The sequence below is a fragment of the Microbacterium rhizosphaerae genome (assembly GCF_034120055.1).
Taxonomy (GTDB): Bacteria; Actinomycetota; Actinomycetes; order Actinomycetales; family Microbacteriaceae; genus Microbacterium; species Microbacterium rhizosphaerae.
In genome coordinates this window covers 2,303,410-2,320,468 of the sequence record NZ_CP139368.1, presented here as the reverse complement: position 1 = coordinate 2,320,468, position 17,059 = coordinate 2,303,410, and the positions used below count along the sequence as shown (strand labels likewise).

Below are 17,059 nucleotides of genomic sequence, written 5' to 3'. Positions count from 1 at the left end.
CCTTGTGGGATTCCTATGACGCGGCTCGCCGCGACCTGTGGCGGCGTTACTGCGGAGTGATGTGCGAAGCGGTGAGCGTCTGGCCGCCGGCGTCGAAGTACACGAGCTCCACGGTGACGTCGGTGAAGGGCGGCATGGGCACGCCGACGGGCGGGGGCGAGTCCACATTCCAGCTGAGGGGCAGGATGCCGAACGCCTTGCCCGAGAAGGCGGCGGCGTAGAAGTGGATGGGGCCGGCCACATCGAGCTGCGATGCGTCGATGCCGGCGCCGTGATGTGCCCCCGTGCCGTGGAGGCGCATGTTCTTGAGCAGGCCGGCATCGCCGAGGATCTTCAGCGCGCGCACCGTGGAGCCATCGGGACGCCGCAGCAGCACCGTGTCGACGTAGCGGCCGTTCGTCTGCGAGAGAGATGTCGCCGTGAGCGTCGCCGACTCGGTCGCGACCACGGGAGCTGCCGGGTCGAGCGCCACGCTCGTGTCGGCGGGCTGCGGCGCGGTCAAGGCCGAGGCCGACGGGGGCACGCCGGGCGGCAGCGTCGCCGACGGGCTCGGGGTCGCGCCGGTCTGCGGTGCGGAGACCGGCGTGGATGCGCCCGGCACGCCGGCCGGGGGCAGGGGGAGAGGCCCGGGGGACGTGGTCGAGGTTCCGGACGGGGAGGGGGTCGGCGACGGCGACGAGGCGGGCGGGCACAGGATGCCGAGCAGCCCGGTGCACAGCGGAGACTCCGCATGCGCGGCCTGAGCGGGCATGCCGGTGGCGATCGCCACGCCGCAGAGGGCGACGGCGCCCGCGAGGGCGAATGTCCGGAGGCCCGAGCGCCCGCCGCGGCCGGTGTCAGCCGGCCGCCGCACGAAAGGGCGCGGCTCCGGCACGGGGGACGCGTCGGTGACGGCGGCGGCTTCGGCCGGCTCGAGGAGGTCGTCGAACCCGAGGGGGTCGGCATCCAGCGCCTCTTCGTCTGTGGACTCCGCGGTGTCGGTCGGTTCCGGGGAGGCGGCGGTGGGCGGCATCCACGAGAGCGCCACGACGGCGCCCGCGATGCCGAGGATCGTTCCGACAAGGAAGCCCCCGAGGTTCACCCCCACGACGGCGTAGATGGCGACGGCCAGCGCGATGACGCCGTAGAAGATGCGGTGCCGGGCATCGGCGATGATCAGCACGCCGAGGGCGACGAGCGCGATCGGGATCACGAGTGCTTGGAAGCCCTCGATGCCGACCTGGATGTGGATCTTCCCGAGGTCGAGCTGGGTCGACATGAAGACGGCGAGCCCGGCGAGCACGATGAGCGAGCCGCCGACGAGCGGACGCGATCGGTAGAAGCGGGCGAAGCGACGGGGGACGCTGGTGGACACGATTCCTCGTTCGTTCGAGCATGCGGCCGGAGGGCGGACGGGTATCCGCCCTCCGGGACGCAGGCGATGGCTAGAAGCACGCGTGACCGTCGGTCAGCTGGAGGTGCATGCCGGTCAGCGTGAAGGTGCCGGCGGTCGTGCTCCACGCCGTCTGCTTCAGGTTGTCGATGTCCAGCGAGGAGGCGTCCTGCGCGAAATCTCCTGCCGTGCCCTTGGCGTTCGTGATGACGGAGGATGCATCGACGCCGATGCGGATGTCGTGGAACGTGGCGTCGCCCTGCAGGTCGGTCATGCCGATCTGCAGGTCCGAGGCGGTCGCGGGGTGGCCGCCCCCGCCGGCGTTGATGAGGAGTCCGAGCTTGCCGAGCGGGGTGTCGGTCACGACGGACTGGCAGAGGTCCGAGAGCGACGCGGTGCCGATGTTGGCGATCGCGACGGGGTGCACGGCTCCGCTCTTCTCCTGGGCGACGCCGCCGTACTGGGAGAAGCCGTCGCCGTGCAGGTGCGAGGCGCTGATCTTGAACGGGGTGCCGGACACGGCGAACGACACCGGGACGGCGCCGAAGGCGACCCCGGTCATGAGCGCGCTGACGGCGATGGTCGCGGGGACGGCCGCGAGCGCGACGCGTCCCCCTCGGGAACGGGTGAGGCGTGACAGCTTCATCGATCTCCTTCGATCGGGTGTGCGGCGCGCCGTCCTCGGCGGCCTCTAGCGAGGCTAGACAGGTTACTGGCGGAGTGTCAATAAGCTATTGGCGCACCGCCAACAGGGTGCGTCGAGTGTCGTCCTAAGCTCGTGGCATGGGGCGAAGCAGGCTGACTTCCGACGAGCGACGGGCTCAGCTCATCGCGCTCGGCGTGGCAGCGCTCGCCGATCGCCCGCTCGAAGCGCTCACGACGGAGTACGTCGCCCGGGAGGCGGGCGTGTCACGCGGCCTGTTCGCGTACTACTTCGGGTCGCGCGACGGATTCCACCGCGAGGTGGTGCGCACCGCCGGCGATGCGCTGCTGCACGCGACCGAGCCGAACGCCGAGCTCGGCCCTGTCGACCGCCTCCGGGACACGCTGACGCGGATCGTCGAGTTCGTGGAGGAGCACGAAGGCACGTTCTTCTCGCTCGTGCGCGGCGCGGCCAGCGGCGACGCCGAGGTGCGCGAGATCGTCGAGGGCGTGCGGGTCGTCGAGAGCGAACGCGTCATGGCCGTCGTGGCCGAGCTCGGCTGCCCCGACTCGACGCTGCTGCGCACCTCCGTGCGCTCGTGGGTCGCCTTCGCGGAGCAGATGCTGATCGACGGCGTCATCACGCATCGTATGGAGAAGCTGGCGCTCGTGGACTTCCTCGTGCGGAGCCTCTTCTCGATCGTCGTGACGGTCGAGCCCGAGCAGTCCTCCGCGCTCTCCGGCTTCATCCACTGACGTCCTTCCGCTCCGTCAGGGCTTCGTGGATGCGGCGCAGGTCTTCGAGCAGCGCGCCCACGAGGAGCCAATGCTCCGGCGGGCGGGCGACGACGAGCGGCCGGGTGAGCGCCGGATCCTCGTCCTGCCCGGGCTCCGCAGTCTCGGTCGGCAGATCGAGCCGCACATCGTGCGCCGCACGGCGCAGCTGCGTCGCGATCGCGCGCAGCGCAGGGTCCTCGGGGACGGTCGGCTCATAGCGGTCGTAGACGGCCCTGGTCATGCCGATCACCTGCGTGACCATGGGGTCGTACACCTTCTGCAGCTCGGACACCCCGGCGAGGATGGTGCGGTGCTTCGCGCTTCGCGGGTTCAGGGTCAAGGAGTCGCCCGCCGCACTGATCGCACGATCCGCGGCATCCTTCATCGGACGCATGAGCCGAGCCTGCAGCAGGATGTCCTCCAGCTCGGCGCGGGAGACATGTGTCTCCAGCGCGTCCGCCAGCCGTGCGAGCGACGCGGCGAGCTCGTCGCCGAGGCGCCCGACGGCGTCGCGCGCGGGGAAGACCTCGACGGGAGGAACGATCGCGATGTTCACCAGGAAGCCGACGACCGCTCCGATCAGCGTCTCGATGACGCGGTCGACGGCGTACCCGGGTGTCGCGGTGCCGAGAGCGAGGACGAGCATCGCACTGATCGCGACCTGGTTCGACGTCGCTGCGGTCATGCGCAGCGCCCACGCCAGGAGGAGGGCGACGACCACCGAGGCGAGGATGACCCACGTCGCACCGCCGAAGACGAGACCGAGGAGCGATGCGACGACCACCCCCGCGATGACGCCCACCGTGCGCTCGATCGCCTTGGCCAGCGACTGGTTGAGGCTCGGCTGGACGACGAGGAGGGCGGCGATCGCGGCGAACACGGGCAGCGCGCCGTGGACGAGCCATCCGGCGAGGAGCCACGCGACGATCGTCGCGACCGCGGACTTTCCGACCTGGAGGAGGGGCGCTCGCCCGGGCGCCCGGATGGCGGTGGCCATGCTCATGACGCGAGCGTAGGCCTCGGTGGAGTCCTACGCGGCGTCGACGGCCGCGCGGCGGCGGGTCACGAGTCGCGCGACGGCGCGCCAGCCCACGAGGAACACCAGCAGGACGATCGACGCCACGATGACGAACGCCACGACCACGCCCTGCCCGCTGACCCCGCGCAGCAGCATCCCCGCCGCGACCGTGAGCGCCCACACCGGCAGGCCGGTGCGCACCGGCGCCAGCGGAGCGCGCCACGCCTGCGAGATCAGCCAGCCCAGTGCGAGCCCTGCGAGAAACGGCCATGCCGTCTCGAGCAGCCCGGGAAGGACGGCTTCGTGGTGGCTGGCACGGCCGATGGCGGCGAACACCACGACCAGGACGGCGTCCGCGGCGAAGGCGAGCAGGACGGTGCGAAGGGGATGACGCATCCCTCCATCCTCTCAGCCTTCGATCGGCGCACCGCCCGCCACCGCGTGTCGGAGCCGCGCCGGGAGCCTCGCGCGCGGTTTAATGGGTAGTTGGCGTCCGGGGGGACCGCTTTCGACCGACAGCAAGACGACCCGGAAGGACCCTGCCCGTGAAGATCCTCAAGCGCATCGTCATCGTGTTCGTCATCGCGTTCGCGCTCTTCTACCTCGTGACGCGTCCGCAGGATGCCGCCAACGCCGTGCACGGCGCGGTCGCCGTGGTGTGGGGTGCCGGCGAGGCCGTCGTCCACTTCTTCACCTCGCTCGCGGGTTCATGATCGAGGTCGACCCGCGCACCGCCAAGCACCTGATCTCGGATCAGGGCGAGGTCGTGATCGACGAGGTCCGCAAGCACTGGGCCGCTGTCGTCGGCGCGTCGCTCGAGCTCGCCGGCGGTCTGGTGGTGACCTGCATCGCCGTGGTCGTGCCACCCGTCTGGTGGCTGCCCACGCTGCTCGGTGTCGCACTGATGCTGCATGCGGCCTGGCGGATCCTCGACCGGCGCCGCGATCGCTTCGTCATCACCAACATGCGGGTGTTCCGCATCCACGGGATCCTCTCGGAGCAGGTCGCGACGATGCCGCTCTCGCGCATCCTGGACATCTCCGTCTACAAGCCCTTCGTCGGGCGCGTCCTCGGGTACGGCCATTTCGTGTTCGAGTCGGCCGCCCAGGATCAGGGCCTGCGCGACATCCGCTTCGTCGGCCGGCCGGACGAGCGCGGCCTCACGATCCAGCGCGTCATCGCCCAGGCGGGCCTGCGCGGCTACGCCGGGCCGCGTCCCGTGATCGACGACGGGATGGGGACTCCGCCGGTGCCGCCGCAGCCCACGGCACCTCCCGCTGCCGGCGACGACACCACGCCGTACGACTGGTTCGACCCCGACCGCACCACGACGGACCCCATCCAGCTCCCGCGGTGATCGCCATCGCGGGCGGAACACCGAAGATGGCCCGCGCGTTCTGATACTCTGGAGTGTCACTCGTGGGCGCTGTTTCGGCCTGCGCGAGCGACGGTTCAAGAAATCCACCTGCTCCGCATGTGCTGTCGTGCGCGTCCGGAGCCCGACGAAACCATCCAAAGGGACTACCCACTACATGACTACCGCAACGACCGCCCCGGCCACCAAGCAGGTCGCGATCAACGACATCGGCTCTGCTGAGGACTTCCTGGCCGCGGTCGAGAAGACCCTGAAGTTCTTCAACGACGGCGACCTGATCGAGGGCACCGTGGTGAAGATCGACCGCGACGAGGTGCTCCTCGACGTCGGCTACAAGACCGAGGGCGTCATCCCCTCGCGCGAGCTCTCCATCAAGCACGACGTCGACCCGAACGAGGTCGTCAAGGTCGGCGACCACGTCGAGGCGCTCGTTCTCCAGAAGGAGGACAAGGAAGGCCGCCTCATCCTGTCGAAGAAGCGCGCGCAGTACGAGCGCGCCTGGGGCGACGTGGAGAAGATCAAGGAGACCGACGGCGTCGTCACCGGTCAGGTGATCGAGGTCGTCAAGGGCGGCCTGATCGTCGACATCGGCCTGCGCGGCTTCCTCCCGGCGTCGCTCATCGAGCTGCGCCGCGTCCGCGACCTGACGCCGTACCTCGGCCAGGAGATCGAGGCGAAGATCCTCGAGCTCGACAAGAACCGCAACAACGTCGTGCTCTCGCGCCGAGCCCTGCTCGAGCAGACGCAGTCCGAGTCGCGGACCACGTTCCTCAACAACCTGCACAAGGGTCAGGTCCGCAAGGGCGTCGTCTCGTCGATCGTCAACTTCGGTGCGTTCGTCGACCTGGGCGGCGTGGACGGCCTCGTGCACGTCTCCGAGCTGTCGTGGAAGCACATCGAGCACGCGTCCGAGGTCGTCGAGGTCGGCCAGGAGGTCACCGTCGAGATCCTCGAGGTCGACCTGGACCGCGAGCGCGTCTCGCTGTCGCTGAAGGCGACCCAGGAGGACCCGTGGCAGGTCTTCGCGCGCACGCACGCCATCGGCCAGGTCACCCCGGGCAAGGTCACGAAGCTCGTGCCGTTCGGCGCCTTCGTCCGCGTCGCGGACGGCATCGAGGGCCTCGTGCACATCTCGGAGCTGTCGGGCAAGCACGTCGAGCTCGCCGAGCAGGTCGTGTCGGTCGGCGAAGAGGTCTTCGTCAAGGTCATCGACATCGACCTCGAGCGTCGCCGCATCTCGCTGTCGCTCAAGCAGGCGAACGAGTCGGTCGACCCGTACGGCACCGAGTTCGACCCGGCCCTCTACGGCATGGTCACCGAGTACGACGAGAACGGGGAGTACAAGTACCCCGAGGGCTTCGACCCGGAGACCAACCAGTGGAAGGAAGGCTTCGACGAGCAGCGCGAGAAGTGGGAGCAGGAGTACGCTGCCGCCCACGCGCGCTGGGAGGCGCACAAGGCGCAGGTCGCCAAGGCCCTCGAGGCCGAGGCGAACAACGTCGGCGGCGTCGACGTGCCGTCGACGTTCTCGAGCGACTCGACCCCGGCCGGCACGCTGGCCGACGACGAGGCTCTCGCCGCGCTGCGCGAGAAGCTCTCGGGTCGCTGATCCGCACCACGTAACGCGGGGTCGGAGCCTTCGGGCTCCGGCCCCGCGTCGTTCTACCCGGGGGTTCCGCGCGGTACGGTCGTCCCATGACAGCGGTGACCGAACATCCGCGCATCCCCGCGCGCGCAGCACGTCGCGCGCCGCTGCCCGATCGCACCCGCAGTCGCGCAGCGACGCTCAATCAGGCGCTCCTGGCCACCGTCGTGCTCGTGCTGTCGGTGCTCGTCGCCGTCGATTCGTATTCCGGAGACGGCCCGCTGTTCTTCGCGGGCGCGCTCGTCGTATTCGCGGGACTCGCGGCGGCGCTCGTCATCCCGTGGGATCGCCTGCCGTACGGTCTGACCGCGATCGTGCCGGCCGCGGACATCATCGCGATCATGGTGATGCGCGCATCCGCTCCGAGCTCGCGTCTGGCCCTCCTCTGGGTCTTCCCGACGATGTGGATCGCCGCAGGCTTCGGCCTGCTCGGCATGTTCGGCGCCATCACCGGCGTGTGCCTTCTCTTCTGGGCGACCCTCGTCCTGCAGCCGAGCGGCGCCCTCACCTACGACAACGTGCTGCTGCCCCTGATCGTGCTGGCCGTGGGGGTGACGAGCTTCCTCACCGCCCGCCGCACGGCCGCGCAGCGCACCCTCTTATCCACACAGGCCCAGCTCCTGAGCCGCGTCCTCGAGCGGACGCGGCGCCAGGAGCAGGAGGTCACGGAAGTGCTGGATGCGGTGGACTTCGGTGTCATCCGCGTCGGGGCGGACGGCGCCACCGCGGTCACGAACGACGCCTACGGCCGGCTCCAGACGCTCGACGTCGACGACACGCAGGAGGGTGCGGCTCCGGTCTTCCGCGCGGACGGCGAGACGCCCGTGCCGGCGGGCGAGATGCCGCTCGAGCGGGCGCTGCGCGGCGACGCCTTCGACGACGACGTCGTGTGGTTCGGCGAGCCCGGCCCCGCGCGGCGGGCGCTCAGCGTGTCGGCGCGGCGGCTCACCGACGACACGGGGGCGGATGCCGGAGCCGTCGTCGTCTCGCGCGACGTGACCGGTGAGCTCACGGCGCTGCGCGCACGCGACGAGCTCGTCGCATCCGTCTCGCACGAGCTGCGCACGCCGCTCACGTCGATCCTCGGCTATCTGGAGCTCGCGCTCGACGCGGACGGCCTGCCGGACGGAGCGCGCGCGAACCTCCGCATCGCCGAGCGGAACGCCGAGCGGCTCCTCGGCATCGTCGGCGACATCCTCGCGGCATCGAGCAGCTCCGCGACTCCGGCGCTGACGATGTCGCCGCGTGAGCTCGACGTCGCCGAGATCGCCCGGGCATCGGCGGAGTCGCTGTCGCCGCGTGCGACCCGCAAGGCGGTCATCCTGGATGCGGGCGGCCTCGAGGAGGCCACGGCCTACGCCGATCCGCTGCGCCTGCGCCAGGTCGTCGACAACCTGATCGCAAACGCCATCGCCTACAACCGCGACGGGGGCACGGTGACCATCGGCACGACGACCGACGGCACATCGACCTGGCTGCTCGTCCGGGACACCGGCGTCGGCATCCCGGACGACGAGCAGGAGAGGGTCTTCGAGAGGTTCTACCGGGCCGAGGGCGTCCGCGGCCAGCGTCGCGGGTCCGGGCTCGGGCTCGCCATCAGCCGCGACTTCGTGCGCGCGCAGGGGGGCGACATCACGCTGCGCAGCACCGTCGGCGTCGGCTCGACCTTCGTCGTGCGTCTGCCCGCCCGTCCGCCCGCGGAGGAGTCCCGGTGACGCTCGAGCCGACATCCGTATCCGCGATGACCGCGCTGGTCGTCATCGTCTGCGCACTGATCTTCATCGCGGGAGCGATGGTCCGACGCGACGACAGCACCGGTGCGATCTGGTCGGTCGCGTACGTCGGCGCCATCGTGACGACGCTCGCCTACGCGCTGTGGGCCGCCTACCCGACGACGGCGTGGCTCGTGTGCGTCGGCAACAGCGCCTTCGTCGCGGGGATCGGATGCCTCTGGCTCGGCGCGCGCAACTTCAACGGCCGGCGCATGGGCTGGGCGGTGGCCGCGGTCGTGATCGCCACGCTCGGCACCGGTGCGGCCGTCCTGCTGACGGCGCCACGGCCGGACGGCTGGCAAGGGGCGCTGGCGATGTTCGCGAGTCTCATCGTCATGGGGGCGGCCGGATCGGCCGAATGCCTGCGCGGTGATCTCCTGACACGTCGTCCGGCGTGGGGATTCGCGTTCGTGCTCGGGCTGCTCGCGCTCTACTACGTGTCGCGGACGACGGCGCTGCTCGTCGTGGGTCCCGACAGCGCCTTGTTCACCAGCTGGTTCGGCACGGTGACGACGAGCCTCATCACCGTCGTGCTCATCATCGTCGCGACCGTAGCGACCTCCGTCCTGCTCGCGGAGCGCGCACCGGACCGTGCGCAGCCCGTGGTGGAGGAGGGGGATCTCGACATCGTCTCCACCGCGCGATTCGAGGCGTGGCTGCGGGTGCTGGCTCGGCGTGCCGGTTGGCGTCGCGAGCTCATCGCCGTCGTGTCGGTGCGGATCGAGGATCTCGAACAGATCGCGACGGCGTTCGGCGGCGACACGGCGGGCGACGTCGTGCAGACCTGGCGCGCGGCGGTCCGCCGCTACGCGCCGGCGCAGGCGGTGGTCGGTACGGATGGCGAAGCCGGCATGATCTTCGCGACCGTCGCCGAGTCGCCCGTGGATGCGCGGCGGCGCGCATCCGTCGTCTATCGCGGGGTGTTCGACGAGCTCGGACGCGTCAGCGGGGGAGTGATCCCGGTCCTCGGCGTCGGCGTCGGTCTCAGCACCACCGCGGGCTACGACGCCCAGACCCTGATCGATACGGCGCGGGATGCTGCGCGCCGGGCGGCGTCGAGCGTCGAGTCGTCCGTGCTGATCGGGGAGGCGTGAGGCTCAGCCGGCGGGGAGCCGATAGCCCACGCCGCGCACCGTCTCCACCCAGCGCGGACTCGACGGGGAGTCGCCGAGCTTCCGGCGCAGGTTCGCCACGTGCACCTCGATGGCGCGCGTGTCGTTGTCGTTGACATAGGCGCCGGGATCGCTCTCGCCGCGCAGCAGCAGGGCGAGCTGCGACTTCGACACGACCCTGCGGTCGGAGGTCAGCAGCTCGACGAGGATGTCGAACTCGCTGCGGGTGAGCTCGATCGTGCGGCCGTCGGCGACCACGAGGCGCATGGCGGGGTTGGCGCGAAGGCCGTCGTGCTCGAGCCACGACTCGCCGTCGGAGCCCGAGGCCGGCCCGGGCCGGACCGCCACGTCGGAGCGCATGCGTGGCCGGCGCAGCATCGCATCGATGCGGGCGCGCAGCTCCCGGGGACGGAAGGGCTTCGTGATGTAGTCGTCCGCGCCGGCGTCGAGCCCCTGCAGCGCGTCGATCTCCTCGGTGCGCGCGGTCAGCATGACGATGTAGGCGGAGCTGATCTCGCGGATGCGTCGCGCCGTCTCGTAGCCGTCCATTCCCGGCAGACCGACATCCAGGGTCGTCACGATGGGATCGTGGGCACGGACCAGGTCGAGGGCGTCGGCCCCGGTCGCCGCCGTGTGCACATCGAATCCGGCCTGCTCGAGGACCGCGGCGAGCAGAGCTCGGATGTCTTCGTCATCCTCGACGACGACGGCTACGCGTGCCACATCCATCTCGAGCCCCTCATGACGACCGCATCCCGCGACCGCCTCTGGGCGCGCATGGACACCCGTCATGCTAACGGGCCGGCGGCCGGCCGTGCCATCCATCCGTGGCATGCTCGTCACATGCCTCTCATCGCGCTCACCGGAGGCATCGCCTCGGGGAAGTCGACGATCGCCCGCCGCCTCGCCGAGCACGGGGCGGTCATCGTCGACGCCGATCAGATCGTGCGGGATGTGCAGAGCCCGGGGTCGCCCGTGCTGGAGCGCATCGCGGCAGAGTTCGGCGCCGGGATGCTGCGCCCCGACGGAGCCCTGGATCGGGCGGCTCTCGGCGCCGTCGTCTTCGGCGACCCCGAGGCGCTGGCGCGGCTGAACGCCATCGTCCACCCGGCCGTCGCGACGGAGTCCCACCGGCGCTTCGCTGCGGCGTTCGAGGCCGACCGCGACGCGGTGGTCGTCTACGACGTGCCGCTGCTCGCCGAAGCCCGCGCCGGCGACCGCTGGGACCTCGTCGTCGTGGCGAACGCTCCCGTCGAGACCCGCGTCCGCCGGCTCGTCGCCCTACGCGGTCTGTCGGAGCCGGAAGCTCGGGCGCGCATCGCCGCCCAGGCCGACGACGATACGCGGCTCGCCCTCGCCGACGTGGTCATCGACACGTCCGGGGCGCTCGACGAGACGATCGCGCAGACCGACGCCCTGTGGGAGCGCCTCGCCGGGTCCTGAGCCGCCGCAGCGCCCGCGATGGCCCGAGAGTCGGACCTGTCGTCGGCGCGCCGGACACCCGGCCCGGATGTCCGGCCCCGATGTCCGTGGCCCGGCCTACGCTGGAAAGCATGCAGACGACCCGATCCGTGCGCCCGTTCGAGGTCGTGAGCGAGTACGTGCCGAGCGGCGACCAGCCCCAGGCGATCGCCGATCTCGCCGCGCGCATCAACGCCGGTGAGACGGATGTCGTGCTCCTCGGCGCCACCGGAACGGGCAAGTCCGCGACGACGGCCTGGCTCATCGAGCAGGTGCAGCGGCCGACGCTCGTGCTCGCGCACAACAAGACGCTGGCCGCCCAGCTCGCCAACGAGTTCCGCGACCTCATGCCGCACAACGCCGTCGAGTACTTCGTCAGCTACTACGACTACTACCAGCCCGAGGCGTACGTCCCGCAGACCGACACCTTCATCGAGAAGGACTCGTCGATCAACGCCGAGGTCGAGCGCCTGCGCCACTCGACGACCAATTCGCTGCTGAGCCGCCGCGACGTCGTCGTCGTCAGCACCGTCTCGTGCATCTACGGCCTCGGCGCGCCGGAGGAGTACCTGCGCAACATGGTCGCGCTGCAGGTGGGGGAGCGGTACGACCGGGACGCCCTCATCCGTCAGTTCATCGCGATGCAGTACAACCGAAACGACGTGGACTTCTCGCGCGGCAACTTCCGTGTCCGCGGCGACACGATCGAGATCATCCCGGTGTACGAGGAGTTCGCGATCCGCATCGAGCTCTTCGGCGACGAGATCGAGGCGCTGTACATGCTGCATCCCCTGACCGGCGATGTGGTGAAGCGTCTCGAGTCGGTCCCCATCTTCCCCGCGTCGCACTACGTCGCCGGCACCGACGTCGTGCAGCGCGCGATCGGCACGATCGAGGCCGAACTGGCGGAGCGTCTCACGGAGTTCGAGCGGCAGGGCAAGCTGCTGGAGGCGCAGCGGCTGCGCATGCGCACGACGTTCGACCTCGAGATGCTGCAGCAGCTCGGCTTCTGCTCGGGCATCGAGAACTACTCCCGGCACCTCGACGGGCGCGTAGCGGGCGAGCCGCCGCACACCCTGCTCGACTTCTTCCCCGACGACTTCCTGCTCGTCATCGACGAGTCCCACGCGACGGTCCCGCAGATCGGCGCGATGTACGAGGGGGATGCGTCGCGCAAGCGCACGCTCGTCGAGCACGGCTTCCGGCTGCCGAGCGCGATGGACAACCGTCCCTTGCGCTGGGACGAGTTCAAGAACCGGATCGGCCAGACGGTCTACCTGTCCGCGACCCCGGGGCGCTACGAGATGGGGATCGCCGACGGGGTCGTCGAGCAGATCATCCGTCCGACCGGACTCGTCGACCCGAAGATCGTCGTCAAGCCCTCGAAGGGGCAGATCGACGATCTGCTCGAGCAGATCCGCGTCCGGGCCGGCCGCAACGAGCGCGTGCTCGTGACGACTCTGACGAAGAAGATGGCGGAGGAGCTGACGGACTTCCTCGGCGAGCACGGCGTGCGGGTCCGCTATCTCCACTCCGACGTCGACACGCTCCGCCGGGTGGAGCTGCTGACCGAGCTGCGCGCCGGCGTGTACGACGTCCTGGTGGGCATCAACCTGCTCCGCGAGGGCCTCGATCTTCCGGAGGTCTCGCTCGTGGCGATCCTGGATGCCGACAAGGAGGGCTTCCTCCGCTCCGGCACCTCGCTCATCCAGACGATCGGCCGCGCGGCGCGCAACGTCTCCGGCGAGGTGCACATGTACGCCGACTCGGTCACCGACTCCATGCGCAACGCCATCGAGGAGACCGAACGGCGCCGCGACAAGCAGCTCGCCTACAACGCCGCGAACGGCATCGACCCGCAGCCGCTGCGCAAGCGGATCGCGGACATCACCGAGGTGCTGGCCCGCGAGGCCTCGGACACCGACCGCATGATGCGCGGACGGGATGCGTCCAAGAACAAGAGCGGCAAGGGCAAGAGCCCGACACCTCGACTGGGGACGGGCATCGCGGCCGAGGGTGCGGCGCAGCTCGAGTCGACGATCGCGGATCTGTCGTCGCAGATGCTGGCGGCGGCCGGCGAGCTCAAGTTCGAGCTGGCGGCACGGCTGCGCGACGAGGTGCAGGATCTCAAGAAGGAGCTGCGCGCGATGGAGCGCGCGGGCCACGTCTGAGCACCCGCGGAGGGTGGGTCAGGGGCAGTGCAGCAGGGGCTTCGGCCCCGAGCGGTCGAACGTGTGGGTCGACATCGGCGCACCGCACAGCGGGCACGGGCGCTCGGTGCGCACCGGTTCGGGGGTCGTCTCGTACGGTCCGACCGAGGCGGGCCCGGCGAGCCGGATGAGCCGGGAGTTCACCCACGAGTACCAGCCGCCCGCCTCGCGGACGCGCGTGCGGAGCGGAGGACGGGCCGGTCTGTCTGCGGTCATGATTCTTAGTGTACTAACTATTCGTGGTCGTAGGATAGGCGCATGAATCGGGAAGACCTCCTGAAGCTCGACAACCAGCTCTGCTTCGCGCTGGTGACCGCGGCCCGCAACGTCGTCGGGATCTACCGGCCGGTGCTCGAGCCGCTGGGGCTCACGCATCCGCAGTATCTCGTGATGCTCGCACTGTGGGAGCAGTCGCCCCGATCGCTGCGCGATCTCGCCGCCGAGCTCGCCATGGAGCCGCCGACCCTCTCACCTCTCGTGAAGCGGCTCGAGGCGCAAGGACTCATCACACGGATGCGCAGCGCCGACGACGAGCGGCGCCTCGACATCGGCCTGACCGACGCGGGCCGCGATCTCCGAGAGCTCGCGCTCGACGTCCCAGGGCGCATCATGGAGCGGGTCGGGATGGATGCGGAGCAGATCGCCGCCCTGCGCGATGGATTGGCGCCGTTCGCCGGTCGGCGAACGGCGCCGTGACCTGAGGATCGAACGTGTGTCCGAAGCCGGTGTCTGACCCCCCACCTAGACTTGACGGGTGCCCATCGTCCCCCTCGCCAACTCCGGATTCACCAGCGGAAGACTCAGCGTCCGCGGGGCCCGCGTCCACAATCTCAAGAACGTCGATCTCGACATCCCGCGCGACTCGCTCGTCGTGTTCACCGGCCTGTCCGGCTCGGGCAAGTCGAGCCTGGCGTTCGACACGATCTTCGCCGAGGGCCAGCGGCGCTACGTCGAGTCGCTGAGCGCCTACGCCCGTCAGTTCCTGGGACAGGTCGACCGCCCCGACGTCGATTTCATCGAGGGCCTCAGCCCTGCCGTCTCGATCGACCAGAAGTCCACCAACCGCAACCCGCGCTCGACCGTCGGCACGATCACCGAGATCCACGACTACATGCGCCTCCTCTGGGCGCGCATCGGCATCCCGCACTGCCCCGTGTGCGGCGAGGTCATCCAACGGCAGACCGTGCAGCAGATCGCCGATCAGCTGATCGATCTGCCCGAGCGCACGCGGTACCAGATCGTGGCGCCGGTGGTCACGCAGAAGAAGGGCGAGTTCGTCGATCTCTTCCGCGAGCTGAGCGCCAAGGGCTACGCACGCGCCGTCGTCGACGGCGAGCTGATCCAGCTGGCCGAGCCTCCGGTCCTGAAGAAGAGCTACAAGCACGACATCGCGGTGGTCGTCGACCGGCTCGTGGCCGGCCCCGACATCCTCGGCCGGGTCACGGACTCCGTCGAGACCGCCCTCGGCCTCGCCGGCGGCATCATGCAGGTCAACTTCGTCGATGAGGAGGGCGACGCCGCGTGGCAGTCCTTCTCCGAGAAGCTCGCGTGCCCCAACGGGCACCCGCTGCAGCTCACCGAGATCGAGCCGCGCACGTTCTCCTTCAATGCACCCTTCGGCGCGTGCCCGGCCTGCTCGGGCCTCGGCACGCGCATGTCCGTCGACGTCGAGCTCATGCTGGGCGACCAGGACCTCTCGATCGCCGAGGGCGTCATCATCCCGTGGACGACTCAGGGCAAGGGCCTCTTCCAGTACTACGAGCGCCTCCTGCAGGGCCTCGCCGAAGACCTCGGCTTCTCGCTCGACACGCCGTGGCGTCGACTGCCGCAGGCGGTCAAAGAAGCGGTCCTGCGGGGCGAGAACTACAAGGTGACCGTCCGGTGGAAGAACCGGTACGGGCGCGAGATGCGCTACTCGTCCGGCTTCGAGGGTGTGGTGCCCTATATCGAGCGCCAGTACATCCAGGCGGAGTCGGATGCGCAGCGCCAGCGCTGGTCCGAGTACCTGCGCGAAGTTCCCTGCCCCGTCTGCGACGGCGCCCGGCTGAAGCCGGAGGTGCTCGCGGTGAAGGTCCACGGACACTCGATCGCCGATGCGTCGATTCTCAGCCTGGCCGACGCCCAGCGCTATTTCGCGGAGCTCAAGCTCACCGACCGCGAGGCGAAGATCGCCGCGCAGGTGCTGCGCGAGATCAGGCTGCGCCTCGACTTCCTCATCCAGGTCGGACTGAACTACCTCAACCTCAGCAGGTCGGCCGGCTCGCTGTCCGGCGGTGAGGCGCAGCGCATCCGCCTGGCGACCCAGATCGGGTCGGGCCTGACGGGCGTGCTGTACGTCCTCGACGAACCCTCGATCGGCCTGCACCAGCGCGACAACCGGCGCCTCATCGAGACCTTGGTCACGCTGCGCGACCTCGGCAACACGCTCATCGTGGTCGAGCATGACGAGGAGACCATCCACGCGGCCGACTGGATCGTCGACATCGGACCACGCGCCGGCGTCGACGGCGGCGAGGTCGTCCACAGCGGCCCGCTCTCATCGCTCCTGGCGGACGAGGGGTCGATCACGGGCGACTACCTGGCGGGCCGGCGCAGCATCCCGACCCCGACCAAGCGCCGGCGCATCGACCGCAAGCGCATGCTCACGGTCGTCGGCGCACGGGAGAACAACCTGAGGAACGTGACGGCGGAGTTCCCGCTCGGCGTGATGACCGCGGTGACGGGCGTCAGCGGTTCGGGCAAGTCGTCGCTGGTCAACGACATCCTGTATCAGGTGCTGGCACAGCGCCTGAACGGCGCCCGCACCGTCCCGGGCAAGCACACGCGCATCACCGGGCTCGACGATCTCGACAAGGTCGTGCACGTCGACCAGGCGCCGATCGGGCGCACGCCGCGCTCGAACCCGGCGACCTACACGGGGGTCTTCGACCGCATTCGCACGCTCTTCAGCGAGACGCCCGAGGCGAAGGTCCGCGGCTATCTGCCGGGCCGCTTCTCGTTCAACGTCAAGGGCGGGCGCTGCGAGGCGTGCGCGGGCGACGGCACGATCAAGATCGAGATGAACTTCCTGCCCGACGTCTACGTCGACTGCGAGGTCTGCCACGGCAAGCGGTACAACCGCGACACCCTCGCCGTGCACTACAAGGGCAAGAACATCGCCGAGGTGCTCGAGATGCCGATCTCCGAGGCGGCGGAATTCTTCGAGCCCATCCAGGCGATCCATCGCTACCTGCGCACCCTGGTGGACGTCGGCCTCGGCTACGTCCGCCTGGGCCAGTCGGCGACGACGCTGTCGGGCGGCGAGGCGCAGCGCGTCAAGCTCGCCACCGAGCTGCAGCGCCGCTCGAACGGTCGCAGCATCTACGTGCTCGACGAGCCGACGACGGGCCTCCACTTCGAGGATGTGCGCCGGCTGCTCGAGGTCCTGGGCGGCCTCGTCGACAAGGGCAACACGGTCATCGTCATCGAGCACAACCTCGATGTCATCAAGTCGGCCGACTGGGTCATCGACCTGGGCCCCGAGGGCGGATCGGGCGGCGGCCAGATCATCGCGACCGGCACTCCGGAGAAGGTCGCGCGCGCCGAGGGCTCGCACACGGGCGTGTTCCTCGCGGAGGTGCTCGGGCTGGATGGCGCGACGCTGCAGGAGTCGCTCGCGCGCAAGGCCGGCTGAGC

At 70.0% G+C, this 17,059-nt stretch carries 16 protein-coding genes; 10 read left to right on the top strand and 6 right to left on the bottom strand.

Annotation, left to right across the window (positions count from 1 at the left end; all coding sequences use genetic code 11):
- Positions 1-46 precede the first annotated feature (46 nt).
- Complete coding sequence (locus SM116_RS10355; RefSeq protein WP_320940907.1) at positions 47-1,354, bottom strand: DUF6114 domain-containing protein; 1,308 nt, start codon at positions 1,352-1,354, stop codon at positions 47-49.
- 70 nt (positions 1,355-1,424) lie between these two features.
- The gene (locus tag SM116_RS10350; protein ID WP_320940906.1) at positions 1,425-2,018 is read right to left on the bottom strand and encodes a DUF6230 family protein; all 594 of its coding nucleotides are present in this window, start codon (positions 2,016-2,018) and stop codon (positions 1,425-1,427) included.
- Between the two features lie 137 nt (positions 2,019-2,155).
- Between SM116_RS10350 and SM116_RS10345 the strand changes: the two genes are divergently transcribed.
- Positions 2,156-2,770, top strand: a complete 615-nt coding sequence (locus SM116_RS10345; protein WP_320940905.1) for a TetR/AcrR family transcriptional regulator — start codon at positions 2,156-2,158, stop codon at positions 2,768-2,770.
- Here SM116_RS10345 and SM116_RS10340 read toward each other — a convergent pair.
- Both SM116_RS10340 and SM116_RS10335 read right to left on the bottom strand, forming a co-directional pair.
- Positions 2,760-3,794: an FUSC family protein gene (locus SM116_RS10340; protein ID WP_320940904.1), complete on the bottom strand. Its 1,035-nt coding sequence runs from the start codon at positions 3,792-3,794 to the stop codon at positions 2,760-2,762. The two genes, SM116_RS10345 and SM116_RS10340, sit on opposite strands and share 11 nt — an antisense overlap.
- A 27-nt stretch (positions 3,795-3,821) precedes the next feature.
- Positions 3,822-4,205, bottom strand: coding sequence for a DUF3054 domain-containing protein (locus SM116_RS10335; RefSeq protein ID WP_320940903.1), 384 nt, complete (start codon positions 4,203-4,205; stop codon positions 3,822-3,824).
- Positions 4,206-4,354: 149 nt separating this feature from the next.
- Between SM116_RS10335 and SM116_RS10330 the strand changes: the two genes are divergently transcribed.
- The 5 genes from SM116_RS10330 (at position 4,355) to SM116_RS10310 (ending at position 9,695) form a co-directional block, all read left to right on the top strand.
- Positions 4,355-4,522: a hypothetical protein gene (locus SM116_RS10330; protein WP_320940902.1), complete on the top strand. Its 168-nt coding sequence runs from the start codon at positions 4,355-4,357 to the stop codon at positions 4,520-4,522.
- Positions 4,519-5,166, top strand: coding sequence for a PH domain-containing protein (locus SM116_RS10325; protein ID WP_320940901.1), 648 nt, complete (start codon positions 4,519-4,521; stop codon positions 5,164-5,166). The genes SM116_RS10330 and SM116_RS10325 overlap by 4 nt, the downstream gene beginning before the upstream one ends.
- Before the next feature lie 175 nt (positions 5,167-5,341).
- Positions 5,342-6,793 carry a 30S ribosomal protein S1 gene (gene rpsA, locus SM116_RS10320; protein ID WP_320940900.1) on the top strand — a complete coding sequence of 484 codons (1,452 nt, stop codon included), beginning with the start codon at positions 5,342-5,344 and terminating at the stop codon, positions 6,791-6,793.
- A gap of 86 nt (positions 6,794-6,879) precedes the next feature.
- Complete coding sequence (locus SM116_RS10315) at positions 6,880-8,544, top strand: sensor histidine kinase (protein WP_320940899.1); 1,665 nt, start codon at positions 6,880-6,882, stop codon at positions 8,542-8,544.
- Entirely contained in the window at positions 8,541-9,695 is a 1,155-nt protein-coding gene (locus SM116_RS10310) for a fused MFS transporter/spermidine synthase family protein (RefSeq protein ID WP_320940898.1), read from the top strand. Before SM116_RS10315 ends, SM116_RS10310 begins: the two co-directional genes overlap by 4 nt.
- Positions 9,696-9,698: 3 nt before the next feature.
- Here the strand turns inward: SM116_RS10310 and SM116_RS10305 are convergent, their stop codons facing one another.
- Positions 9,699-10,442 carry a response regulator transcription factor gene (locus SM116_RS10305; protein ID WP_320940897.1) on the bottom strand — a complete coding sequence of 248 codons (744 nt, stop codon included), beginning with the start codon at positions 10,440-10,442 and terminating at the stop codon, positions 9,699-9,701.
- Positions 10,443-10,556: 114 nt separating this feature from the next.
- Here SM116_RS10305 and coaE point away from each other — a divergent pair, with 114 nt between their 5' ends.
- Both coaE and uvrB read left to right on the top strand, forming a co-directional pair.
- A complete protein-coding gene (coaE, locus tag SM116_RS10300) occupies positions 10,557-11,156 on the top strand; it encodes a dephospho-CoA kinase (RefSeq protein WP_320940896.1) in 600 nt (199 codons plus the stop codon).
- Between the two features lie 110 nt (positions 11,157-11,266).
- Entirely contained in the window at positions 11,267-13,345 is a 2,079-nt protein-coding gene (gene uvrB, locus SM116_RS10295) for an excinuclease ABC subunit UvrB (protein ID WP_320940895.1), read from the top strand.
- Positions 13,346-13,363: 18 nt separating this feature from the next.
- On the opposite strand, the gene SM116_RS10290 is transcribed toward uvrB, so the two are convergent.
- Complete coding sequence (locus tag SM116_RS10290) at positions 13,364-13,600, bottom strand: hypothetical protein (protein ID WP_320940894.1); 237 nt, start codon at positions 13,598-13,600, stop codon at positions 13,364-13,366.
- 42 nt (positions 13,601-13,642) lie between these two features.
- Between SM116_RS10290 and SM116_RS10285 the strand changes: the two genes are divergently transcribed.
- Both SM116_RS10285 and uvrA read left to right on the top strand, forming a co-directional pair.
- Entirely contained in the window at positions 13,643-14,080 is a 438-nt protein-coding gene (locus SM116_RS10285) for a MarR family winged helix-turn-helix transcriptional regulator (RefSeq protein ID WP_320940893.1), read from the top strand.
- 58 nt (positions 14,081-14,138) lie between these two features.
- Complete coding sequence (gene uvrA, locus SM116_RS10280) at positions 14,139-17,057, top strand: excinuclease ABC subunit UvrA (RefSeq protein ID WP_320940892.1); 2,919 nt, start codon at positions 14,139-14,141, stop codon at positions 17,055-17,057.
- The last annotated feature ends 2 nt before the right edge of the window (positions 17,058-17,059 follow it).